This window comes from Ferribacterium limneticum (genome assembly GCF_020510565.1).
Classification (GTDB): domain Bacteria; phylum Pseudomonadota; class Gammaproteobacteria; order Burkholderiales; family Rhodocyclaceae; genus Azonexus; species Azonexus limneticus_B.
Genome location: NZ_CP075189.1, coordinates 2,733,564 through 2,758,410 on the forward strand (window position 1 = coordinate 2,733,564; position 24,847 = coordinate 2,758,410).

Here is a 24,847-nt window from a genome sequence, read left to right on the forward strand (position 1 = left end):
AAATGCTTATTAAAATCCACCAATTGGCCATGAATCATCCATGACCGCTATTCAGCAGTAGAAAGCCGCGAAGAGCCGACTATGATTGAGCTATTTTGGGAAGAGTTTGGGTTACTACGCAAGATGACAGGCTCGGTCACCGCGAACGAATGGAATATGTCCGACGAGGCAACCCAAGCGCATGAGCGGATTGACACCTTACGCTACGTCATCCACGACTGCTCTGGCGTTAGCGATTTCATCGTTCCCCAAGATGAGATTGATTTCATAGCGATACGCGCCAGTGTTGCGTTACGACAGAACCCTCGGATTAAGATTGCCTTCGTTTCAAGCCATTCTATTGTCCGGAAGTTGATCGACACTTTCAATCAAATGGACCGTTCCCTACATCGATGCTGCCGCTTTGATACTCTTGAAGAGGCCCGTCAGTTTGTAGGAAACCCGGTGCGACTCACTTGATATAGACACCATTTGGTGTCTTCAATCCAACCTCGAGCCAGGATGACGCAGGAACATTCGGATTATCGAAACTAACGAAATAGCCACCTAAATTAAAGCTTTCAATACCTCTCAAAATTGATCCAATATTTCTAGGATTAACATTTGATCCTGCTCTACGAATAGCCTCCACACAAATACGAGTATTAATATAGCTCTCCATTCCCTCAAAACTAATAGCACGAAGTTCGTTGTAGCGTTCAGCATTCCGCTGAAACTCAAATGTCAAGGGAAGAGAATGAGCTTCTGGATTTGGCACAACCATTGTGAAGCCTAATAGCCTTTTTTTGAAGATATCACTCAGTGCAACAAGGCTATCATTTGCGAAAGAAAAATTAGTTGCAGGCCAACTTCCTCGATCAAAAAAGCCTCGGTCCCGCAATACGTCGATTGATGATAGACCGAGATCCAATATCACGGCTTGATAGGTACCCCCCCCTAACTTTTGGCTGATAGCACCAAGAGAGTTGCTATCAGCCAAGGTTATATGGAAGACGTCTGACGAGACTCGAAACTTGGGCAAGCTTGAAATAAGACCTTCCACCCTCTCCGAGTCTTTCACATCAGTAAGTACCGCTACCTTGCTTATTCCCATGCTAGATAGCTGCATGGCAATCGATATGGCTTCCTTGGCATAGGTCTGGCGAACAGGAAATACTTGCCTGTTCTTATCCAAAGAATAAAGTTTTTGGGAACCTGATATTGTTCCAATCAGTGGCACCCCCGTCTCACCAGCCAATTTTGCCGAGGCAAGACATACAGCGTCACCAGAGCAATTAATAATAGCAACAGCCTTATGATCCGAAATCAGAGTTTGCACATTCTTGTAATGGAGATTTGGACTTCCTTCATCATTTAGCGTTACAAGCCGAAGGAGGCGTCCATTAATTCCTCCGGATGCGTTAATGGCGTTTATGTATATTTCTGCACCAGCAACCCAACGCTTTCCAATATGAGAATTACTGGGACTCAAGTTAAGTGATTGGCCGATGACAATCGGCTGCCGACCCGCAGCATAGGACAGCGCGCTGAATAGGAACACACACACAAAGACAATGCCATGAAAACAAGTTGATAACACTGGCTTGCAATAGCCCTTGGAACAATTCATGTATTTTATTAAATTAATCATTAATTTTCTCTATTGCACATCAATACAGTATTTCTGCCTTTTTTCGACCCTGTCGACCTCCATCGTCAATCTGTCGTAGAAGCCGCGCCTGGATGTAGCACCCAAGGTAATCAAGCCCTCTTCAACTCCATATGCGATTCGATCATATGCGCCAGATCTGATGCTATATCAATATTTCGCCTAGGAACTAACACAAGATTCAATAACCCAACCGTAAAAACCCATGTATCTCTTGCAGCGTCATGGGGTGAAATCCGAGGGTGTAAGGTTTTTTTCTCCAAAGCGAGTTGGTAGATTTGCTCTATTTTTGCTAGAAAATTCAAGGCCGGACGGTCGAGCTCTTCTTGGACGCATGCAAACTCATCAACATATTCGCAACGAGACATCATGATTTCAAAAACCGCACGAACCGTAGCGCTTTCTTGAATAACACCGAAAAACTCCGTGAGGGAGGATCCGATAGCGTCAAGAGGATTGTCGTATGAGGATGCATAGAGGGCAGCATCGGTGCGTTCTATAAGAGGAGTAAATGCATCCTCCCGCATCGCGAAAAACAATTCTGCCTTGTTACTAAAGTGCCAATAGATTGCTCCACGCGTCACTCCCGCTGCCTTTGCAATATTTTCGAACGTAGCGCGGATAACACCACGTTCAAGAAATACTCCACGCGCCGCTTCAATGATTTTTTTTCGAGTGTTCTCTGCCTCCGACTTGGTTTTTTTAGCCATTTTTCTTCTTAATGGGCGGATCGAATTGGGATTTCATAATCATTGAAACGGCTGGGTTGATGGACTTTGTGACCAATTACAGACGAAGGAGCCATAGGATAGATAATTCACGGATGAAGGCCCTGTATAGACCATTTTGCTGACCTATCGCCAGGCGATAAATATGGGAAAGGGCCAGACCAAAATGAGTTCGTCTACAGGACCAGGACAAAAACCGCACTCATCCAAAGATCAATCTTATCTAGCACGATACGGAGCTAAATACATTACTTTTTAGCAATGATTGTTTTACATATTAACATCAATATCAATATGTGCAATTTCCAACTATCGGGTATGCAAGGGGACACAATCTGTCCCCGAACTAATGCGCCAAACCGAGCCCCGTTCCGCCATAGCGCCGGGTTGTCAAACTATCGGCCTGCTCAAATGCTTGAAATAGGCGTGGCACCATCGTTCCCGATAAACATTTGGCGCAGCAATCTCGGGAACACGCATTTCCAAAAATTCGAACTGGCTGTAACCAAGCTTCTGCGAAGACTCGGCGTTCGCGTAGACCAATCGTCCTTGTGGACTGACCACATGGATTGGGTCTGCAGCCCCCTCCTGTATAACCCGGTAGCGTTCTGCTGCAATTCAGTTTCCACGTTCTTTCGCTCGGCGATATCGCGTGAAATTTCGCCCCCCCCTATACGACGACTGAAATAGTCGACTAGACCAGTCAATTGCTGCCAACCAACCATCCTTACTCCAACACCAAAAGCAAATCCTTCGGATCGACCCGATCCCCTGGCGAAACCAGCACTTTCACCACAGTGGCATCACGATCTACCGTGATAGCCGTTTCCATTTTCATGGCTTCAATTGAGAGCAAGGGGCTGCCCTTGCAGACTTTCTGCCCGGGCTTTACCGCAATGGTGGACACAGCTCCAGGCATCGGCGCCGCGATGTGGTTGGCATTACCCTCCTCCGCCTTGGGCCGTGCTTTCCTTGTCGACTCCAGGCCAGCCTTGGCAATCCGCACTGGCCGTGGCTGACCGTTCAATTCGAAGAAGAGTTTCACCTCACCTTCGTCATCCACCACCGTCTTGCCAGTTAGACGCACCACAAGGGTTTTCCCCATGTCTATATCTACTGCAATTTCATCTTTCTCGCTCAGACCGTAAAAGAATACCGGCGTCGGCAGTACCGAGACATCACCATACTTTCTTACGTGATCCGCATATTCCGCAAAGACCTTGGGATACATCAGGAAGCTGGCGAGGTCCGTATCGTTCACGTGGTGACCAACAGTCTTCTCGGCCTTCTCCCGTTCCGCTTCCAGATTCACAGCAGGCAAGTGCCCCCCTACTCTTCCTTCAATTGGCTGCTGACCCTTTAGAATTTTGGCCTGCAACTCCATGGGAAAGCCGTCGGCGGGGTAGCCCAGTTCGCCCCGCATCATAGAGATAACGGACTCCGGGAAAGAGATGTCCTTTTCCGGATTCTTCACGTCCTCAGAGCTCAAGTCATTGGCCACCATAAACAAGGCCAAATCACCCACCACCTTGGAAGAGGGCGTGACTTTTACGATGTCGCCGAACAACTGATTGACGTCGGCATAGCCCTGAGCCACTTCGTTCCAACGATGTTCCAGACCCATGCTTCTGGCCTGCTCCCGCAGGTTAGTGTACTGGCCACCTGGCATTTCATGGCGATATACATCCGAGGTGCCAGAGCGGATCTCGGCTTCGAAGGGGCTGTAGAAGTGACGCACACCCTCCCAGTAGCGGGAGAACGGAGCGATGCGGCCATAAGTCAAGCCGGAGTCTCTCTCTGTGTGCTCCAGAGCAGCGACGATGGTACCCAGACTTGGCTGGGAGGTGAGACCACTCATGGCATCCATGGCTCCGTCCACCGCATCGACGCCAGCTTCGACTGCGGCCAGGATGCTGGCTACGGCTCCGCCGCTGGTGTCGTGGGTGTGGAAGTGAATGGGCAGGCCCACCTCTTCCCGCAGGGCCTTGACCAGAGCCTTGGCAGCGGCCGGACGACAGACGCCAGCCATATCTTTGAGGCCGATGATGTGGGCCCCCGCCTTTTCAAGCTGCTTTGCCATGTCCACGTAGTACTTGAGGTTGTACTTGGGACGGGCTGGGTCGAAGATATCGCCGGTGTAGCAGATGGTGCCCTCACAGACAGCACCGGCCTCGATTACCGCATCCATGGCCACACGCATGTTCTCTACCCAGTTCAGTGAGTCGAAGACGCGGAATACATCCATACCGTTCTCGGCCGCCTGCTTGACGAAGTAGCGCACCACGTTGTCTGAATAGTTGGTGTAGCCGACGGCGTTCGATGCTCTAAGCAACATCTGAAACAAAATGTTGGGCACTGCCTGACGAAGTTGGACAAGACGTGCCCAAGGGTCTTCCTTGAGGAAGCGCATGGCCACGTCGAAAGTGGCCCCACCCCAGCATTCCATGGAGAACAGTTCCGGCAACAGGTGCGCATATTGGGGCGCGATGGGGAGCATGTCGGCAGTGCGCATGCGTGTAGCAAAGAGAGACTGATGGGCATCCCGCATGGTGGTGTCGGTCAGCAGAATGCGTTGCTCATTGCGCATCCATTGGGCGAACTTATCCGGTCCTAGTTCCTTCAGTTTGTCGCGGCTGCCGGCAGAAAGAGGGGCGCCAAGGTCTACGGCGGGCAACAGGGGCTTAGCCAGGAGGTGGGCTGGTTTGACACGGCCCTTCATTTCCGGATTGCCATTTACCACCACATTACCGACGAAGCGAAGCATGCGCGAGGCGCGGTCGCGTTTGGCCTTGAACGTGAAGAGTTCAGGCGTGGTATCGATGAAGCGTGTGGTGCACTGACCATTCTTGAACAAGGGGTGTTCAATGACGTTTTCAAGGAAAGCGAGATTGGTAGACACACCACGGATGCGAAACTCCCTCAAGGCACGATCCATGCGGCGGATGGCCTCTTCCGGATCGTGACCGCGTGCAGTCACCTTGACTAGCAGGGAGTCGTAGAAGGGTGTGATCACGGCGCCGGTGTAGGCGGTACCCGCATCGAGACGGATACCTGCGCCGGCCGCACTGCGGTAGGCCGAAAGCTTGCCGTAGTCGGGAGTAAAGCCCTTTTCAGGATCTTCGGTGGTAACCCGGCATTGCAAGGCATGGCCAGAGAGATGGATGTTGACTTGGGCCGGCAGGTAGTCATCCTCGCCGATCTTCGCCCCTTCGGTAACCTTGATCTGAGCCTTGACGATGTCGATGCCGGTAACCTCCTCGGTCACCGTGTGTTCCACCTGGATGCGAGGATTCACCTCAATGAAGTAGAAGTTGCCCGTGTCGGCATCCATGAGAAACTCGACAGTGCCAGCATGAGTGTAATTCACCCCTGCGGCGAGCTTTAAGGCAGACAGGCAAAGGCCTTCGCGCTGTGCAGCGGTCAAGTAGGGAGCCGGGGCGCGCTCGACCACCTTTTGGTTGCGGCGCTGGACGGAACAGTCCCGTTCGAAGAGGTGCACCAGATTGCCGTGGGTGTCACCCATGACTTGCACTTCGACGTGGCGTGCACGGACAACCATCTTTTCCAGATAGACCTCGTCGTTACCAAAGGCGGCGTCGGCTTCACGGCGCGCGACCTCGATGGAAGGAGCGAGTTCTTCCTCGCTATGGATCGCGCGCATGCCGCGACCACCGCCGCCCCAACTGGCTTTCAGCATAATGGGATATCCCACCTTGGCTGCCTGCTTGCGGCACTCTTCCATGTCATAAGGCAGGGCGCCTGTGGCGGGCACCACAGGTACGCCAACCCGCTCAGCCAAGGCGCGGGCAGCAACCTTGTTACCCAACTCCCGCATGACATCGGGTCTAGGGCCAATGAATGCGATGCCTGCTGCCGCACAGGCGTCGGCAAAATCGGGATTCTCAGAGAGGAAGCCGTAGCCCGGGTGAATAGCATCCACTTTCGCTAACTTGGCGACACGAATAATGTCGGCAATATCCAGATAGGCGCCAATTGGCTTCTTGCCGTCACCAACCAGATAGCTTTCGTCTGCCTTGAAACGATGCAGGGCAAAGCGGTCTTCGTTTGAATAGATACCCACGGTACGGATGCCCAGTTCCGATGCTGCTCGCATGACGCGGATCGCAATTTCGCTTCGGTTCGCTACAAGGATGCTACGAATCTTTTTCATCGACTGCTCTCTTTCATATTTGTCGCTTGGGAAAGAATGAACTGGACTACCTGTGCAGGGGAAATCAGGATAGATATCTGGCTGTAACGCTCGATGGGCAACCGCCATGCGATGCCTAATGGGTTATTGCCGAAGTCGTCCCCCATCTCTAGTCGTGAGCTGCCTCACTCAGTTCACGATACCGACGCATACAATCGGCTCTTTGCGCTACGTACTCTTCAGAATTTATCTGGCCAAAAGACTTCTGGAGAAGCAACTGCTTAAGTCGAACAACAATTGCCATTAATTCTTTGCGATGCATCTCCATATTTACGCCTTCATTTATCTTGGTAATTTTCATAGTTAGGAACGAGAAAATAACGGTATTTCAATCGTTTATTCCAAAATCGTTCATTTCAAAAAAAAGCCCGCCGTAGCGGGCAAAAACCCGATTCAATTCTTCAGACCAAGGAGAAATACAACACGATGGCCAAGAAGCGCAGAGGAGATATTTGAATCGGGGATGGAACGAAATCTATTGAATACCCTCCATCATTTTCAATGACGGAGAAACCGTAAATGGCGCGCTTGTCTTGGCTGTAACCTCTTCCAGGGACAATCCAGGTGCAAGTTCAACTAGAGTGAACACACCATTCAAACGTTCAAACACGGCGAGATCAGTTACCACCATGGAAACCTTGCCGCGCGCTGTTAGAGGAAGAGTGCAGTGCTCCAACAAACGAGACTCGCCCTCTTTCGTACAGTGCTCCATTGCGACAATCACTCGCTTTGCCCCCGTGACTAAATCCATCGCCCCCCCCATGCCCGGCACCATCTTCCCGGGCACCATCCAATTGGCGAGATTTCCATGGCAATCGACCTGCAAGCCTCCAAGTACCGTCAAATCTATATGCCCCCCGCGAATCAGCGCAAAAGACATTGCACTGTCGAACATTGCCGCCCCTGGAATAAGTCCACATGGCTTACCGCCAGCGTTTACAACACCAAATTCAGGATCGCCTTGCAATGGACCAAGGCCTAGAAATCCGTTTTCAGACTGCAAGGTGATATGAATATCAGGTGACAGATAGCTTGGAATCATTGTCGGAAGGCCAATGCCAAGATTGACGATGAATCCCTCTTGCAACTCTTGAGCAACGCGACGTGCGATTAATTCCTTGGCCTCCATCTCAGCTACCCTTCTTCACGATGATCCTGTCCACAAGTGCGCCAGGCGTCATAACAAGATCGGGATCTATTTCTCCTACCTCGACTAGTTCATCGACCTCGGCAATAACAAGGTCTGCAGCTAAGGCCATGACCGGATTGAAATTCCTGGATGCACGTTGATAAACAAGATTGCCCAAACGGTCGCCTTTCTTTGCTTTCAAGATGGCTACATCAGCCCTTAGGGGCAATTCGAGCAGAAACTCCTTGCCGCTCAAGACGAGTTTTGATTTGCCTTCCTCAACAATAGTCCCAACGCCTGTTGGCGTTAATACCCCGCCTAGGCCAGCTCCACCACAACGAATTCTTTCGGCCAAGGTGCCTTGAGGTACCAATTCCACCTCAATCTCTCCAGAAATCATCTTTTTCCCAGTCACCGGGTTGGTCCCAATATGCGAAACGATGACCCTCGTTGCCAGCCCTTGCGCAATTAACGGGCCGACTCCGGTATCAGGAAACGCGGTATCGTTCCCAATGAGCGTAAGATCCTTGACACCCTTTTTCAGGATTTCAGAAACAATCCCCTCGGGAGTACCAACGCCCATAAACCCACCAAACATGACGGACATCCCATCATGAAATAGAGGGGCAACCTCTGACCACTCGATTAACTTACCAACTGCCATGCTGTTTTCCTTCTATTTGGTCTTTTATTGGCACTTCGGGAGCTTCGAAACGGCCAGAGCTTGATGAAATAGGCTGACTGCTCTTTACGCCAGAGATTTGACTGTCAGCCAATAGCATCGGTAAGTTGCGGGACGACCTCGAACAAGTCCCCCACCAGCCCGTAATCGGCCACTTGGAAGATTGGCGCATCGGTGTCCTTGTTGATTGCGACAATCACCTTGGAATCCTTCATGCCGGCCAGGTGCTGGATGGCGCCGGAAATACCCACAGCGATGTAAAGCTGCGGCGCGACAATCTTTCCTGTCTGTCCGACCTGGAAGTCGTTCGGCACATAACCCGCGTCAACCGCAGCGCGCGATGCGCCTAAGGCGGCTTTTAGCTTGTCGGCCAGAGGCTCGAGAAGCTTGTGATAATTCTCGCCACTACCGACCCCACGCCCACCCGATACGATGATCTTGGCGGCACCGAGTTCAGGACGTTCGGACTTGGTTAGCTCTCGACTGACCAGACAAGTCCTGCCCTCGTCAGAGGCAGGACCAAGAGCCTCAACAGGTGCGCTGCCACCTACAACCGCAGCATCAAATGCGGTGGTGCGGATGGTGATAACCTTGGTCAGATCACTACTTTTCACCGTTGCCAAGACATTGCCGGCATAGATGGGACGGACGAAGGTGTCGCTCCCTTCGATGGCAACAACATCGGAGATTTGTGCGACGTCCAGCAATGCTGCGACCCGTGGCATGATGTTCTTGCCGAAAGATGTGGCTGGTGCCAAAAGATGGGTGTAGCCAGTGGCAGTAGCAACAACAAGCGCGGCAACGTTCTCGGCGGTCTGCTCGGCGTAATGTGCGGCATCGGCGACGAGCACCTTGACGACCCCCTGCAGCCTGCTGGCCTGCTGTGCGGCAGGATCACAATTAACACCGGCAATCAAAACATGGACATTGCTCCCCAACCGGGTGGCGGCAGAGATGGTATTGAGGGTGGCAGCCTTGATATTTTGATTGTCGTGCTCTGCAATGACGAGAATGGACATGTCAGATTACCTTTGCTTCGTTTTTCAACTTATTGACCAGTTCGGCGACATCGGCGACCTTGATTCCTGCACTGCGCTTTGACGGCTCGGCGAGCTTTAGCGTGGTCAGCCGCGACACAATATCGACCCCCTGATCGCTGGCTTTGACAATGTCAAGTGGCTTCTTCTTTGCCTTCATGATGTTGGGCAGTGTCGCGTAGCGCGGTTCATTAAGGCGCAGGTCCGTAGTGACTACGGCCGGCAATGTGATCTCCAGGGTCTCCAAGCCGCCGTCAATTTCTCGCGTGACCTTGGCCTTTCCGTCCGCAATGACGACCTTTGAAGCGAAGGTCGCCTGTGGCCAGCCGGAAAGCGCAGCTAACATCTGTCCGACCTGGTTTGCATCATCATCGATTGCCTGCTTTCCGCAGATAACCAGCTGAGGTTGCTCCTTGTCACACAGCACCTTCAATAGCTTTGCCACAGCGAGGGGCTGCAACTCGGTATCGCTTTCGACCAGGATGCCCCGGTCAGCTCCCATCGCCAGCGCAGTGCGAATGGTCTCCTGACAGGCTGTAGCACCACAGGAAACGGCAATCACTTCCGTCGCGATGCCAGCCTCTTTCAGTCGAACGGCCTCTTCTATCGCTATTTCATCGAAGGGATTCATCGACATCTTGACGTTCGCGAGATCAACGCCAGACCCATCGGTCTTGACACGTACCTTGACGTTGTAATCGACCACCCGCTTCACGGGGACAAGAATCTTCATTACATTTCTCCTGTGCTTCTGTTGAATCTCATGCTGTTGTTGATCACATGTTTGGGGCAACGCGCCAAGTTCGCCAAAACATGGCTCCATCGATGGCTTGGAACCAAGCGCGCGGGTGTTCTTCTTTGGATCCGTGATATCGCACTGATACGCATTGGACTGCTTGAGCAGGCGGGTGTTGCCCGACGAGACGTTCGCTGAACTGCCGGGCAACAAACAGCATTCATTGGGATTGCTATTCCACCGTGACGTGGAGACTAGTGAATTCGCACAACCCCTCGTCTCCATTCTCCACCCCAACGCCGGACTGCTTTCGTCCGCCAAACGGAACTGACGGCATTAACACCTGCGCGGCGTTTATCCACACGGTGCCGCAATCGAGGCGAGTTGCAATGGACCTGGCAACCTCAACGTTTTTGCTCCAGACTGACCCGGAAAGCCCGAACTCACTGTCGTTGGCACGCCTTATGACGTCGTCGATATCACTGAACCGAAGCAGCGGAACAACGGGCCCAAACGGCTCTTCAAGCACGATGCGAGAATCGTCTGGCGGGTTGTCGATGATGGTTGGCGCTATAAAGTAGCCGGGTCCCTTCATATCGCCCGGTTCCGACAGAAATTTATAGCCAGCCCTTCTGGAGTCCTCGATCAATTCCTGAACACGCTGATATTGAACGCGGTTCTGTACAGGACCGATCCGTGCTCCAGGCGCTTCGCCGTTTGACGGCTGGAACGTCCGCGCCAAATTCGCCATTGCAGCAGCGAACTGGTCATAAATCGCATCATGCACATAGATTCGCTTAGCAGCGACACAAACCTGTCCACAATTTCGGAATGCCGCCCAAAACATTTTCTCGGCTGTTTCTTCAACATCAACATCCGGAAGCACGATTGCTGGATCATTACCACCTAACTCCAATGTCACACGCTTCAAATTAACGGATGCACTACGCATCACCGCTCGCCCGGTTGCGGTTGAGCCAGTAAACGCAATCTTGTCCAAGCCGAGATGCTCCGACATCCTCGGACCAAGATGGTCACCACCCGATACGACGTTGAGCACCCCCGGGGGAAGTACATCGAGTAGCAATTCACCAATTTTCAACGTCGTCAGCGGTGTAAATGGGGATGGTTTGAGAACAACAGTATTGCCGGCCAATAGAGCTGGGGCCAATTTCCATGTAGCAAGGTTGATGGGGAAATTCCACGGCGTAATCGCTCCGACAACACCGACAGGTACGCGCCTAATCTCGACCTTCCGACCCTCGGGACTTATACGGTGCTCAATGGACAGTTGGCACTTGGCAAAATGCCTGAACCAAAGCGCAGAGCGAGCAATCTCCATTCGTGCATCCGCCAACGGCTTGCCTTGCTCCCTAGTCAGCAATACACCGAGCGGCTCCACATTCTCTTCCAGCTTCTCAGCAATCAGTTCCAACGCATTCGCCCGAGTTTCGTGCGTAGCGCTTCTCCATTCAGGAAAGGCCTTGCGGGCAGCGTTGACCGCCTCATCGAGCATTTCCGCAGAACAGTCGGGAGCAACCCCTACGAGTTGCTCCGTAGCAGGATTAATCACGTCGATTCCCTTGTCACAGATGACCTTCAGGCCATCAATCGACATACAGAACCCGTTTTCAAAATCGATACTGGGGGGTTTCTGATCCATCATTCCTCCGTCAATTCATGTCGCTTGGGCAATTTATTCTCTTGTCGAGAACAACTATTTTTGCCACTGCAATTCCTGTCACATCCGCTCAATTACCATGGCGATCCCCTGGCCGACGCCAATACACAAGCTAACGACGGCGTAACGTCCATGACAACGTTGCAATTCCCGCGTTGCGCTGAAGGCAATCCTTGCCCCTGAGGCGCCGAGCGGGTGACCCAACGCAATCGCACCACCGTTCGGATTCACTCTGGCATCGTCAAAGGAAACGTTTAATAGCCGCAAACAACCAAGCACTTGGGATGCAAAAGCCTCGTTGATTTCAATGACATCCATGTCGCCAAGCGAAAGGCCTGCACGTTCAAGCGCTTTGGGTATTGCATATGCGGGCCCGATGCCCATGATCCTCGGGGCAACACCGGCCACTGCACTTGAGAGGATGCGCGCCATCGGCGCTACGCCGGCACGTTCTCCGGCGCGCGCGCTGCCCACCAATACAGCCGCTGCGCCATCGTTGATCCCAGACGCATTCCCAGCCGTCACCACACCGCCGGCGAAGAGAGGCTTTAACTTGGAGAGGGCATCGAACGTTGATTCTGGTCGAGGATGCTCGTCTTCGCTAACAATAAGAGGAGGCGTTTTGCGCCCCGTGGGCACCTCGATAGGAAGGATCTCGTCCGAATAAAAACCACTTGCTTTGGCGTTTGCATACTGAGCTTGAGATTTCGCTGCATAGAAATCACATGCTTCGCGATCAATGTCCAATTCTGCCGCGACGTTATCAGCCGTCTCCGGCATTGAATGGTTGCCATACTGATCCGTAAGGCGCACATTCGGAAAGCGCACACCGATGGTTGCGTCGAAAACCTTGAAATCACGGCTGTATGGAGTCTCTGCCTTAGCAACTACAAACGGTGCCCGACTCATGCTCTCCACACCACCGGCAACATAGAGTTCCCCTTCACCGCAAGTAACAGCGCGAGCACTTTCTATCACAGCCGCCAAGCCGCTTCCGCATAGCCGATTTACCGTTTGTCCAGGTGTGGTTGCAGGAAAGCCCGCCAACAATGTGGCGTGCCGCGCAACGTTCCGGCTATCCTCTCCGGATTGAGAGGCGCAGCCGAGAATGACGTCCTCGATCTTGTTGGGCGAGAACCCTGAGCGCGCCACCAATTCCCTCATCACCGTTGCTGCCAAGTCATCTGGGCGAACGCTAGCAAGCGCCCCCCCATGCCGACCAATTGGAGACCTCAAACCTGCATAAATATAGGCATCAAGCATTTCGTTTTCCTGAACTTCAGTTGTTAGACGGTTAGGATTAGTTTTCCGGAGTCAGCAGCGACACCCCGAGGCGAGCCCGACGGATAAGCCAGGGACTCGGCCGATAACGAGGATCTCGATAGAAATCGTTGAGTTCCTCCAATATCTGAAGTACCACTTTGGCGCCCATTGAATCGCCCATTGTGAGCGGCCCCATTGGATAGCCGAGGCCGAGCGTAACGGCGCGATCGATATCAGATGGCGTAGCAATTCGCTGCTGTGCCATATCGCAGCCGATATTGACAATCATTGCCTTCACTCGCTGCGCTACGAATCCAGGGCTATCGTGGATACATATAGGTGAAGTGCCATTACTCGCAAAAATTGACCGTACTGCCAGGGACACATCGGCTGCAGTTACGGGCGTTTTCATCAATGTTACTTGGCCGTCAAGATGTAGCGGGTCAATTCCGATCGTTTTGGCAGGATCAAGCTTTTCAGACAGTGCAGCAGTTGTCACATCGAGCCCGATCGGGAGAACTATGCAAATTGACTCTGCAGTTGGCCGTTCGCCTTTGTCCACCAATGCGCCTTTGGCCTCGATTAGACGAATCACCTCCTCCCGGAAAGGTGAATTGCTGGACCCCACCCAAATGGGTTTCATAACCACAGCTGCGTCAGGCACTTCTTCCGGAGACTCAATCAGCTTTTTTCCATCTGCATATTTGTAAAAGCCTTGGCCCGTCTTTCGTCCCAGCAACCCCGCAACAAGACGCTGGCGGGCGATCAACGAAGGCCGGTAGCGTGGCTCCTGGTAGTACTGGTTGTAAATTGCCTCCATCACCGGATACGACACATCAAGACCCGTCAGATCGAGAAGTTCGAAAGGTCCAAGTTTGAAGCCAGCTCCACGAAGAATGCCGTCAACCTGGCTGAAATCAGCAATGCCCTCGCCGACAATCCGTAGCGCCTCAGTCAGAAAACCTCGCCCAGCGTGGTTGACAATGAAGCCAGGAGAATCCTTCGCCCGTACCGGTGTGTGACCGAAACGCACGGCCAATTCCCCCAGCGCGCTGCCAACCCACGATTCGCTGCGAACGCCATCAATCACCTCGACGACTTTCATGACAGGAACGGGATTAAAGAAGTGGAAGCCACCTAAACGTCCGGGGAGTTTGCAAGTGGCGGCGATTTCGGTGACGGAGAGCGACGAGGTATTTGTTGCCAAAAGACAAGTATCTGAAACCACCTCCTCAAGCCGACGAAAGAGTTCCCGCTTGGCATCCAGATTCTCGATGATGGCCTCAATGACCACGTGGCAACGCTCGAATTTTGTCAGGCTGTCAGCAACCGTAATGCGTGCTGCTGCAGCGGATGCCTCGAGGTAATCGATTTTCCCCTTGGCACTTAACTTTCCCAATACCTCGGCGATTGTCAGTCGAGCCGTTTCCGCAGTCTCTGGACTGTTATCAAACAGCACGACCTGAATTCCGGCTTGTGCAGCAATTTGAGCCATCCCACGGCCCATCAAACCTGCGCCAACGATCCCGAGACAAAGATCATTACGAGAAGCATCGAACATCTTCATACTCCATGAAAATCCGGTTTGCGCTTTTCAAGAAAAGCCTGCATTCCCTCACTCTTGTCGCGACTGGCGAACAAAAGTTGAAAAGCTTTCCGCTCGAGCATCAACGCAGTTTCCAGTGATGCATCCATCCCCGCGATTGCCACTTCCTTGATTTGTGCAATGGCCAGGGGCGGAAGCGCTGCAATTAGGGTGGCAATTTCGATGGCCCGTTCTTGAACGATGCCGTCGGCTACCACTTCGCTTACCAAACCCATATCCGAAGCTTCTTGTGCAGATACGGGCAGCCCGGTCAAGAGCATCTTCAGCGCCTTGAACTTTCCCACGGCACGAAGCAAACGTTGTGTTCCACCTGCTCCAGGCATAATCCCGACCTTTACTTCAGGCTGGGCAAAAGAAGCAGTTTCGCCGGCAATGATGATGTCCGCATGCATGGCCAGTTCACAGCCACCGCCCCAAGCGAAACCGTTAACAGCAGCAATAATCGGCTTGGGACAAGCGGTGATCATTTGCCACATCCGCTGCGTATTTCTCAGCATCATTTCAATGGAACCACAATCAACCATGGCCCGAATATCGGCGCCGGCCGCGAAGACATCATCGCCACCCGTCAATACAATCGCTCGAACATCGCTGGCTTGGCCCAGCTCATGAAAATGACTGGCCAGTTGGCTACGAACCTCTTGGTTCAAAGCATTTCTGGCATCCGGACGATTAATCCGTAGTAATGCGACTTCTTTTGTCGGTCGCTCGACCAAGACTTCTTTCATGCTGCCCCCTGACTGCTGCCCTTACATTTTCCGGATGCGTTATTGGCGTATGTCGATCTCATTTGGTGGCGCATACGCGCCACCAAATGACTATCAGCCGTTCGCCTTGAAGGAATTGACCAATCCCCGCGTCTCCGCAGCCAGAAGGTGTGCGTCGAGACCTACAGCGAGCATCAGCACACCCCGCTCCAAATATGCGCGAGCAAGACCCAGGTCGCGAGTCAGTATCCCGGGGGCCTTGCCGGCTGCGCTGATACGATCAACTGCCTCCCTAATCTGGCGCTGGACCTCCGGATGCCCAGGTTGCCCGAGGTAGCCAAGCGATGCCGACAGGTCGGCTGGTCCGATGAAGACGCCGTCTATACCTTCGGTTTGAACGATTTCGTCAAGATTGTCTAAACCTTGTTGGCTTTCCACCTGCACGATTACCGCTATCTGGTCATCTGCTTCGTGGAGATATTTAGGAAAATGCCCCCAGCGCGCTGCACGCGCTCCACCAATTCCCCGACTCCCGGAGGGAGGGTAGCGACAAGCTTTTACGATCGATGCAGCTTCGTCCGCGCTCTCAACCATTGGCACCAGCAAGGTTTGAACCCCGAGGTCGAGATACTGCTTGATCAATATGGGATCGGACGACGGAACTCGGGCGATCGCATGAGTTTCCGGGTAGCCGGCAATCGAACGCAATTGATCAAGTACGCTTTGTAGCGAATGAGGAACGTGTTCCCCATCAATCAGCAACCAGTCGAATCCTGCGCTTGCACAAATCTCTGCACTGGTCGAGTCACCAAGGGTCAGCCAAAAGCCGATTTGTGCGCGCTTTTCCCTTAAGGCTTGTTTAAAACTATTCACAGGTGTGGTGGTGTTCATAATTTATTCAAAACGAATGTTTATTGAGCCAAGCGGTCCGTAATCAGCGGCGAACTGATCGCCATGACTTGCTGGAACGATCCGCGTGAACGAGCCGGCGAGCACGATGTCTCCTGCTGCCAGGGATTCATCCCATTTGCTAAGCTGACGCGCAAGCCAGGCGATCCCATTGGCAGGATGATTAAGAACCCCCGCCGCCAGGCCGGTTTCCTCAATCACACCATTCTTGTAGAGCAGTCCACCGATCCAACGCAGATCCATTGCATCTGGACGAATTGGTCTCGCGCCCATGACAATTCCACCGTTTGCAGCATTGTCAGCGATCGTATCGAGGATGCGCCTCTGTGCCCCGGTACCCGGATCGATACGCTGTATCCGCGCATCAATGATCTCAAGAGCTGGAACCACCCAATCGGTCGCGTCCAACACATCAAAAATTGTCACATTCGGCCCGCGCAGTTCGCGCTTTAGAATAAATGCCAACTCGACCTCTACCCATGGCTGAATGAAGCGATCAGCTGCAATTGCACTGCCCTCGGGTATCAGCATGTGGTCAAGTAATAAGCCGTAATCAGGCTCAGTCATGTTCGCCACTTGTTGCATGGCACGCGACGTCATCCCGATCTTCCTGCCGATGGGCCTAGCCCCTTCTGCCAGTTTGATACGCATCCACTCGCGCTGAATCCGATAGCTATCCTCGAATTGGATTTCAGGATATCGCAGCGACAACTGCGATATCTGAACCCGAGTGCGTTCTGCTTCATGCAATTCGGCAGCAAGCTGTCGGATAGTGACGTCGTCTAGCATGGTGGAGTCCTCAATCTTTTAAAAAGTGCATCCGAATCAGGGGCAACATCGCATCCCAACGTTGAATCTGGGCCCAGTGACCGCATCGATCCAGAACGTGGAGTTCTGCACGCTTGAGGTGCTGTAACAGATACAGGCTGGCCTCCAGCGGCACGATGCGATCATGGCGACCATGTACCAGCGCCACTTCATGGGGAATTCGGGACAATGATGTTGGGGACATCACAAGCGCATCCATGCCCGTCTTCATAGACTCAAACATGACTTCCTGGACGCGACGCACCTCAGGATCGACGGCGATACGGAATCGTTCTTCGATAATCTGCTCGAGGTTGGGCAAAGCCTGTGGATCGTAGACAAAGCTGGTAATGATTTCGCGATAACGGGCCAGCCGCGGATCGGCGTAAAAGGAAAGCAGCCGTGCCATTTCCGGGGTACGGCTCATCTGGGCACCAGCAGGGCCCATCATCATCGCTTTCTCGAATCTCTCGGGGGCCTCAACCAGGAGCTGCAACGTGACAGCGCCGCCCATCGAGTTGCCGAGGATGTTTGCCTTTTGAATCCCCAGATGGTCCATCAGACCAAATACTTGCTCTACGCGCATTCCCATCCAGGTCACGCTATGCGGCGGAAGGGGATCCGGAACGTCGCTCTTGCCGAAGCCAATCATGTCTGGCGCAATGACGTAAAAGTCCTTTGCGAGTTCAGGAAAACAGTGCCGCCAATTGGACGAAGCACTGGCGCCTGGGCCGGCACCATGCATCAGGATCAACGGGGGATTCTTTGGATCGCCTGCCATCATCACGTGACTAGTGAACTGCCCAGATGGAATGCGTTCTTCGATTAGTTTGTAGGTCATTGACTTGCTCCTATTTGAGGACTAAGTTGGTTCGAATTCTGAAATGGAACCCGACATGTTCGGTTAAAAATTATGTTTTCTTGACTTGCATCAGCCGGCTGATTAAGGCTTGAAAAATCAGCGCATAACGCTAGAGCGCGAGTTGTATTGGCTTATTCAAATTGCCCCCACAGACTTTAGTCTCGCAATCTCTGCATCACTTAACTCCAAGATGTCATGAAGTACATCTTGGGTCGCCTCACCGAGCGGTGGCGGCGGATACCTCACAGGCATCCTGACTCCATCCAGGCGGTAAGGTGGAGCCATGACGGAAACTGTGCCGGCCTCCTGATGGGGAAAGTCGACAACCAACCCCCCCTGTTCCGTTCGTTCCGAAGTCAGTGCGTCGTACAATCCGACGACTTCGCCACAAGGAATGCCAACAGCTGCGAGGTTCTGAAGGAGTGCCCTGCAGGTGCGCAAGGAAAGCTCTCTCTGAATTTCCGACAGGAGAATCGAACGGTTTTCTGTACGTTTCAAGTTAGTCTTGAAGCGATCATCCTCTGCTAGGTCAGGACGATTGATCACATCGCGGCAAAAACGCTCGAATTGGCTGTTATTGCCTACCGTAATAACAAGCCGCCCGTCTTTTGCATCAAAAACGCCATAAGGGACAATCGAGGGGTGTGCATTGCCATATTTCGGCGGATCTTTTTGCATCAATAATGCTTCAAGACCATAATATGAACTGATCATCAGCCCACAGTCATAGAGCGCCATCGAGATATGGCGCCCGCGACCGGTTATTTGACGCTGAAAGAGCGCAGCAAGAACTGCTTGTGCCGAATACATCCCAGTCATCAAATCGACTGCTGCAATCCCGAATTTAAGGGGGGGCTGATGAGGCTCGCCATTAATGTGCATGAGCCCTGTCTCGCCCTGAACCACAAGGTCATAGCCCGGCCTCGAGGCTTCTGGCCCTGTGCTGTCATAGCCCGTTATGGAGCAATAGACTATCTCGGGATTAACCTCCTTCACTTGGTCGTATCCGAGACCAAATTTCTCAATTCCACCATGCTTGAAGTTGTGAATGATCACATCTGATTTTCGTACCAAATCAAGCGCAATTTTCTGAGCATCCGCGTTTTGCAAGTCCAACGTAACGGAACGCTTGTTCCTGTTCATGCTGTTGAAATATGCAGTTTGGGTTGAGCCAACCTTTATTCCCCAGTCCCGAGTATCATCTCCCCGCCCGGGGTGTTCGAGTTTGATTACCTCAGCCCCAAGGTCACCTAGGACCATGGCGCAACATGGTCCGGCCAGAACTCTGGACATATCGAGTACCCGTATGCCCTTTAACGGCGGACCGTCGTTGCATATGCCCATCGAATTACCCGAAGCTGTGCTTGTTTCTGACATTCCAACAACCCATGGTTAGTAAATTAGATTGATACATGGCTGCGCAGTCCCCAAACTGGTTTCTGCGTTACCTGCTTCCTTGTTCCTCAAGTCGGTAAAAAACCCTAGTCGTGTGCTGCCTCGTCGGGCTTTCAACCTTTCACTACTCTTGAGCCATCAGCGCGCGCCCAATAATGAGCTGCTGAATCTGCGTGGTACCTTCGTATAAACGGAGCAAGCGGACGTCCCGGTAAAATCGTTCGACCTTGTATTCGTTGATGTAACCGGCACCTCCGTGGACTTGTACGCCACGGTCCGCAACACGACCGACCATCTCGGTACAGAACAGCTTTGTACTAGATGCCCGCATGCTGACGTCCTGATCACTCACTCCAGCAGGTTTTGCGTCGTAACGGCGTGCGCAGTCTTGGACCATCGACCAACCGGCATACATCTCTGCGAAAGAATCCGCAAACATGGCCTGAACTAGTTGGAAGTCTCCGATTCGGGATCCAAACTGTTTTCGCTCCCGGGCGTAAGCCAAAGACTCATCAAGGATGCGCTTCGCCATTCCGCAGGCTACGGCCGAAATATGCAGACGACCACGGTCTAAAACCTTCATTGCGGTCTTGAACCCCTGTCCGGGTACGCCACCAATGATGTTGGCGACTGGCACCCGGGCATTGTTAAGGATTACGTCACAGGTTTTGGTGCCGCGCTGCCCCATCTTCTTGTCCGGCTTACCTAGCTCAAGGCCGGGCGTATTCGCGGGAACAATAAAGGCAGATATTCCCTTCGCTCCCGGCCCATCAGTCCGAGCCATCAGCGTGAATGCCCCTGCCCGCGGTGCATTCGTGATGAAACGCTTGGTTCCGTTCAGTACATAATGATCACCATCCAGTTCGCCCCTGGTCTTGAGGGCTGCTGAATCGGATCCGGCCTCGGGCTCCGTTAGTGCGAACGACATAACCAGTTCGCCGCTGGCTACCTTGGGGAGATAGACGCGTTTTTGTTCTTCCGTTCCATCCATCAGGATACCCTGCGAACCAATCCCGACGTTGGTACCAAAAGCCGACCTAAAAGCAAGCGAGGTTTGCCCTAGTTCGAAAGCAACCAGGCACTCCTGAATCATCGACAGCCCGATGCCGCCGTATTGCTCCGGGATGGATAGACCATACAAACCCATCTCTTTTAAGTCTTCAATAATGTCTGCAGGAACTTCGTCATTTTCCTCGACATCGTTTTCTGCTGGAACCAAGCGCTCACGGACGAAACGCTGAATGGTTTCGAGGAGCAGGTCAAAAGATTCAGAATCGACACTCATGATAATTTCGCTCTATATAGTTGGAGATAACGTTAGGGCAGAATTCCTATGACCACTAACTCAACTGAAAGCCTGAAGCCCGGTGATAGCGCGACCAAGGATCAAAGCGTGGATATCGTGGGTACCTTCATAGGTGTTAACAACTTCAAGATTCACCAAATGACGCGCAACACAAAATTCATCGGAAATGCCGTTTCCACCCAACATATCTCGCGCCACACGAGCGATCTCAAGCGCCTTGCCGCAGGAGTTTCGCTTCACGATCGAAGTTAGCTCTACGGGGGCATTTCCCTCTTCTTTCATACGACCGATACGCAAGCAGGTCTGTAACCCTAGGGAAATTTCGGTCAACATGTCAGCCAATTTCTTTTGCACCAACTGGTTGGCGGCCAGGGGACGTCCAAACTGCTTTCGATCCAGCGTGTATTGCCGTGCCGTTTCATAGCAGGCTTCCGCCGCACCAAGCGCCCCCCATGCAATGCCATAACGTGCGGAGTTAAGACAAGTGAAGGGTCCCCGAAGGCCACGAACGTTGGGAAAGGCGTTCTCTTCTGGCACGAAAACTTCGTCCATCACAATTTCGCCTGTAATGGAGGCGCGCAATCCGACTTTCCCGTGAATCGCGGGTGCTGACAGCCCCTTCCATCCCTTTTCCAGAATGAAGCCACGGATATCGCCAGCATCGTCCTTGGCCCACACGACGAATACGTCGGCAATCGGACTATTGGTGATCCACATTTTCGAACCGGACAATTTGTAGCCGCCATCAACCTTTTTTGCCCTAGTGATCATTCCCCCCGGATCGGAACCGTGATTGGGCTCGGTGAGGCCGAAGCAACCCACCCACTCTCCCGTGGCCAGCCTTGGCAGATACTTCTGCTTCTGGCCTTCTGTTCCAAATTCGTTGATCGGCACCATAACGAGCGAGCTCTGCACGCTCATCATCGAGCGATATCCGGAGTCCACGCGCTCGACTTCGCGTGCAATGAGCCCGTAAGAAACGTAATTCATGCCCGCGCCACCATATTCTTCGGGAATGGTTACACCTAGAAGCCCTAGATCCCCCATTTCTGTAAAGATGGCGCGATCCGTCTTTTCATGGCGAAAGGCCTCTTGCACGCGTGGCTGCAGCCGGTCCTGGCTATATCCACGGGCTGTATCCCGCACCATTCTTTCGGTCTCGGTCAACTGACCATCGAGTTGCAGCGGATCATCCCAAGAAAATGCAGTCTGTTGTTTTACCGTAGTCATATTAAATTTATCTCCATTACGCTTTGAGCCAGTGAGTCCCGCCTAAAATCTCATGCGACCACTGCGCCCGCTTGAATTAAAAAATCGAATTGCCATATTTACCAAGGTCATCGTTCAATACGTTGCACCATGGACGCATACGAATACTCCTTGCCCAACATTGAGCGAGATTCCTGCCGTTTCGGGAGATGCCGCGCAGCAGTCAGCGAACTCAGCAAGTTTCCCCGCAAGAGATTTCCGAAAACTCAGCCCAAACCTTCTGATCGCGAATGCAAACGGGATAGATTCGCAGCGGCTTTGAACAGGGAGCTGACATAACAGCTCCTGTGCGGACATCAAAACACCCCAAGTGCAGCCCGCACTCGACTACACATCCATCAAGAGCCCCGGTATCGGCAAGTGATGCATCGCCATGCGTGCACTTGTCATCTGTTGCGTAAACCTCTCCATCCACTAGGTAAACAGCGAGGGAACTGCCATCCTCAAGATTGACTTTCTTGATCTCGCCCTCTTCCAGATCGTCCAATGCACATAATAGTTTCTGAGTCATGTTAGCTATCTTCACTTTTTAATGATGTTTGATTCATTGCAGCAGGGCCTTTAGCCGCATCTTCAAATTGCACCCAGGATCAGAAATCTCATCCGGATCGAGACTGGCTTGCATGCCAATAACCTTCCGCAGGAGCTGGAACTCTCGGGGTGAATTGACACTCGCCACCCCCACCAGACGCCCTGACTCCCACTGCAGGACTGAGTACGACTCAACTGCCAGGTCCCCTCGAATGGTCTGTAGCTCGGCTCGGACAGAACCCGCACCCTGAACGTACATGCCCCCCTGGTCGGACCAGAACCATGGGGTTCCAACAAATGGGGCGGCACCTTCTGGATCCATCAATATCTTCGCCAGCGCAACAGCCTGATCACGGGCACTCGACCATGTCTCGTTACGCTCATATAGCCCCGTTGCAGCACTGCGCTGCCTGGCAACATCGCCAACAGCGAATACGGATGGAACATTTGTGCGAAACCATTCATCAACGAGAATTCCATCTTCGGTAGCGATTCCGGCACGGTGCGCCAATTCGTCATTGGCCCTTACGCCAATGCCCACCACCGTCATGTCTGCTGTTATCTCTGTTCCATCCACGAGGTACACAGTTCCGCTCTCACCAATGCGGGCAATTGGACTTTTCAAGCGGACTTCAACGCCCCTCTGAGTATGAAAACGATATAGGTGCTCGCCGACAACGGTTGGAATACTTCGCGCCATCAGTACATCTGCAGCGTCGATGACTGTTGTCTTAAGATCTTGGTTTCTCGCATAAGCGGCTAGCTCCAGGCCAATCGGCCCACCACCAACCAACAAAATACTGGAGGCACGACAAACAGATTCACGAATCCACCTAGCATCTGCCAGCGTTCGTAACATGTGAATTCGCCCGGCCGCCGACGAGGGCTCAACTGAACGGGGAACAGTACCGGTCGCAAAGATGATCCTCTCCCACATCAGCGAGCGCCCATTAGCAGTGCGAACGACGCGTTGTCCGGTATCCACCTCCACCGCTGGATCCCCGAGCCAAAACTCGACTTGGCTCTGTGGCAGTTCTGAGAAATGCAGCGCAGACTCATCCCCGTTCAGTAGGAATTCTTTAGACAGCGGGGGCCTGTCGTACGGCGCATCTGGCTCTTCGCCGATTACCACGATTCGCTGCTGGCTTCCCGCGCGAATAAGTTCGGCAGCTACCGTATACCCAGCTATCCCTGCACCCAGAACAACGATGTCACTGAAATCACTAGACATATTGCCTCTCCACAAACCACAGCTGCGAATAACCAACCATGGCGGTCATAGCATTCCTTCGCCGAAAAGAAGTGGCCTACAGCAAATAGAACAACCAAGTTCGTTCCACATAAGCAACCCCTAGGGCTATCAGTTAAATCCGGCGCCCGAAACAAGCCGGGCAGCCATCCTCATACCTGCCGCCATACTTGAACTATCAGCAGTTCCTTTCCCGGCTATGTCATATGCAGTTCCATGGGGAATTGCAATTTCCACATGACTCAAGCCAACGTAGATGGTGCAAGCACCTGAGAATGCGGCAGTCTTCAACGCAATCTGACCTTGGTCGTGATACATCGCCACGACGGCATCGAAGTCTCCGGCAAAAGCCTTTCTAAAGACCGAGTCAGGGGAAATTGGCCCAATTACTCCAACTCCTTGTCCTGATAACGCTTGAACTGCCGGGGCGATCTGTGTTGCATCCTCTTCGAACATTGCATGCGGATTCAATCCTGCAACTGCAATCCTGGGCCTTTCGACCCCCCACTTTCTCAACGCTTCGTCTAGCACACTTACCGCTGCCATCACCGACGCACTCGACACCGTCGCTGCGACATCGCGAATGGGAATATGCTCCGTAAGAGGCATCACTCGCAGGTTGCCACTTACACGAAGCATGTACGTACCCTCCGGCTGGAGTTGATCAATATGCTGAATCAAGCCAGATAGTTTCAATGCCTCACTGTTGACTGGCCCAAGGACCAGCCCATCAATGAGTCCTCGGCTACCAAGATCGTGACCACAACTGAGCCATTCAAGGGCAGCCCTAGCCGCACTCGCAGACGCCTCACCAATGAGATATTCAATAGCCGCCCCACCTCGAGGATCGAGGACGCCAATGAAATTCTGGCGAACACCATCCCGCGGCGCCGAAACCCGACGAAACGGAACATGACAACCGCAAATCTCTGCTGCTGTCTGAATAACCTGAATATCGCCAATAAGAAGGACATCAAACACCCCCTCCCCATGGATTCCTTGCGCAGCCTTAACGCACACTTCCGGGCCAATTCCAGCCGGATCTCCAATGGTGGCAGCAATAAGGGGACGATTTTTTAACATAGACCTACC

Annotated in this window: 22 protein-coding genes; 1 reads left to right on the forward strand and 21 read right to left on the reverse strand. The window is 52.7% G+C overall.

Features of this window, described 5'->3' with window-relative positions; genetic code table 11:
* The first annotated feature begins 81 nt into the window (after positions 1-81).
* Positions 82-459: a hypothetical protein gene (locus tag KI610_RS13170; RefSeq protein ID WP_226495419.1), complete on the forward strand. Its 378-nt coding sequence runs from the start codon at positions 82-84 to the stop codon at positions 457-459.
* On the opposite strand, the gene KI610_RS13175 is transcribed toward KI610_RS13170, so the two are convergent.
* From KI610_RS13175 to KI610_RS13275, 21 genes are all read right to left on the reverse strand, one after another.
* The gene (locus KI610_RS13175; RefSeq protein ID WP_226495420.1) at positions 452-1,630 is read right to left on the reverse strand and encodes an ABC transporter substrate-binding protein; all 1,179 of its coding nucleotides are present in this window, start codon (positions 1,628-1,630) and stop codon (positions 452-454) included. The two genes, KI610_RS13170 and KI610_RS13175, sit on opposite strands and share 8 nt — an antisense overlap.
* 110 nt (positions 1,631-1,740) lie before the next feature.
* Complete coding sequence (locus KI610_RS13180) at positions 1,741-2,358, reverse strand: TetR family transcriptional regulator (protein WP_226495421.1); 618 nt, start codon at positions 2,356-2,358, stop codon at positions 1,741-1,743.
* A gap of 408 nt (positions 2,359-2,766) precedes the next feature.
* Positions 2,767-2,940, reverse strand: coding sequence for a PAS domain-containing protein (locus KI610_RS20155; RefSeq protein ID WP_404827404.1), 174 nt, complete (start codon positions 2,938-2,940; stop codon positions 2,767-2,769).
* A 163-nt stretch (positions 2,941-3,103) separates the two neighbouring features.
* Positions 3,104-6,547, reverse strand: coding sequence for a pyruvate carboxylase (locus KI610_RS13190; RefSeq protein WP_226495422.1), 3,444 nt, complete (start codon positions 6,545-6,547; stop codon positions 3,104-3,106).
* Positions 6,548-7,061: 514 nt separating this feature from the next.
* Complete coding sequence (locus tag KI610_RS13195; protein WP_226495423.1) at positions 7,062-7,715, reverse strand: 3-oxoacid CoA-transferase subunit B; 654 nt, start codon at positions 7,713-7,715, stop codon at positions 7,062-7,064.
* 1 nt (position 7,716) lies between these two features.
* On the reverse strand, positions 7,717-8,379 hold the full coding sequence (atoD, locus tag KI610_RS13200; protein ID WP_226495424.1) for an acetate CoA-transferase subunit alpha: 663 nt from the start codon (positions 8,377-8,379) through the stop codon (positions 7,717-7,719).
* 104 nt (positions 8,380-8,483) lie between these two features.
* Positions 8,484-9,416 (reverse strand): electron transfer flavoprotein subunit alpha/FixB family protein, encoded by a 933-nt coding sequence (locus tag KI610_RS13205; protein ID WP_226495425.1) that lies wholly within the window; start codon positions 9,414-9,416, stop codon positions 8,484-8,486.
* Position 9,417: 1 nt separating this feature from the next.
* Complete coding sequence (locus KI610_RS13210) at positions 9,418-10,167, reverse strand: electron transfer flavoprotein subunit beta/FixA family protein (RefSeq protein ID WP_226495426.1); 750 nt, start codon at positions 10,165-10,167, stop codon at positions 9,418-9,420.
* Positions 10,168-10,402: 235 nt separating this feature from the next.
* Positions 10,403-11,833, reverse strand: coding sequence for an aldehyde dehydrogenase family protein (locus KI610_RS13215; protein WP_226495427.1), 1,431 nt, complete (start codon positions 11,831-11,833; stop codon positions 10,403-10,405).
* A 78-nt stretch (positions 11,834-11,911) separates the two neighbouring features.
* Entirely contained in the window at positions 11,912-13,114 is a 1,203-nt protein-coding gene (locus tag KI610_RS13220) for a 3-oxoadipyl-CoA thiolase (protein ID WP_226495428.1), read from the reverse strand.
* 37 nt (positions 13,115-13,151) lie between these two features.
* On the reverse strand, positions 13,152-14,681 hold the full coding sequence (locus tag KI610_RS13225) for a 3-hydroxyacyl-CoA dehydrogenase (RefSeq protein WP_226495429.1): 1,530 nt from the start codon (positions 14,679-14,681) through the stop codon (positions 13,152-13,154).
* A complete protein-coding gene (locus KI610_RS13230; RefSeq protein WP_226495430.1) occupies positions 14,678-15,448 on the reverse strand; it encodes an enoyl-CoA hydratase in 771 nt (256 codons plus the stop codon). The genes KI610_RS13225 and KI610_RS13230 overlap by 4 nt, the downstream gene beginning before the upstream one ends.
* Positions 15,449-15,541: 93 nt before the next feature.
* A complete protein-coding gene (locus KI610_RS13235) occupies positions 15,542-16,318 on the reverse strand; it encodes an HpcH/HpaI aldolase family protein (protein ID WP_226495431.1) in 777 nt (258 codons plus the stop codon).
* Positions 16,319-16,321: 3 nt separating this feature from the next.
* Complete coding sequence (hpaH, locus tag KI610_RS13240; RefSeq protein WP_226495432.1) at positions 16,322-17,125, reverse strand: 2-oxo-hept-4-ene-1,7-dioate hydratase; 804 nt, start codon at positions 17,123-17,125, stop codon at positions 16,322-16,324.
* Positions 17,126-17,135: 10 nt separating this feature from the next.
* On the reverse strand, positions 17,136-17,984 hold the full coding sequence (locus KI610_RS13245; protein ID WP_226495433.1) for an alpha/beta fold hydrolase: 849 nt from the start codon (positions 17,982-17,984) through the stop codon (positions 17,136-17,138).
* Between the two features lie 156 nt (positions 17,985-18,140).
* The gene (locus KI610_RS13250; RefSeq protein WP_404827405.1) at positions 18,141-19,298 is read right to left on the reverse strand and encodes a CaiB/BaiF CoA transferase family protein; all 1,158 of its coding nucleotides are present in this window, start codon (positions 19,296-19,298) and stop codon (positions 18,141-18,143) included.
* A gap of 226 nt (positions 19,299-19,524) precedes the next feature.
* Positions 19,525-20,685: an acyl-CoA dehydrogenase family protein gene (locus tag KI610_RS13255; protein ID WP_226495434.1), complete on the reverse strand. Its 1,161-nt coding sequence runs from the start codon at positions 20,683-20,685 to the stop codon at positions 19,525-19,527.
* 60 nt (positions 20,686-20,745) lie between these two features.
* Positions 20,746-21,936 carry an acyl-CoA dehydrogenase gene (locus KI610_RS13260; RefSeq protein ID WP_226495435.1) on the reverse strand — a complete coding sequence of 397 codons (1,191 nt, stop codon included), beginning with the start codon at positions 21,934-21,936 and terminating at the stop codon, positions 20,746-20,748.
* Positions 21,937-22,147: 211 nt separating this feature from the next.
* Positions 22,148-22,486 (reverse strand): non-heme iron oxygenase ferredoxin subunit, encoded by a 339-nt coding sequence (locus tag KI610_RS13265; protein ID WP_226495436.1) that lies wholly within the window; start codon positions 22,484-22,486, stop codon positions 22,148-22,150.
* Positions 22,487-22,519: 33 nt separating this feature from the next.
* Positions 22,520-23,737, reverse strand: a complete 1,218-nt coding sequence (locus KI610_RS13270; RefSeq protein ID WP_226495437.1) for an NAD(P)/FAD-dependent oxidoreductase — start codon at positions 23,735-23,737, stop codon at positions 22,520-22,522.
* A 129-nt stretch (positions 23,738-23,866) separates the two neighbouring features.
* Positions 23,867-24,838 carry a PdxA family dehydrogenase gene (locus tag KI610_RS13275; RefSeq protein ID WP_226495438.1) on the reverse strand — a complete coding sequence of 324 codons (972 nt, stop codon included), beginning with the start codon at positions 24,836-24,838 and terminating at the stop codon, positions 23,867-23,869.
* Positions 24,839-24,847 lie beyond the last annotated feature (9 nt).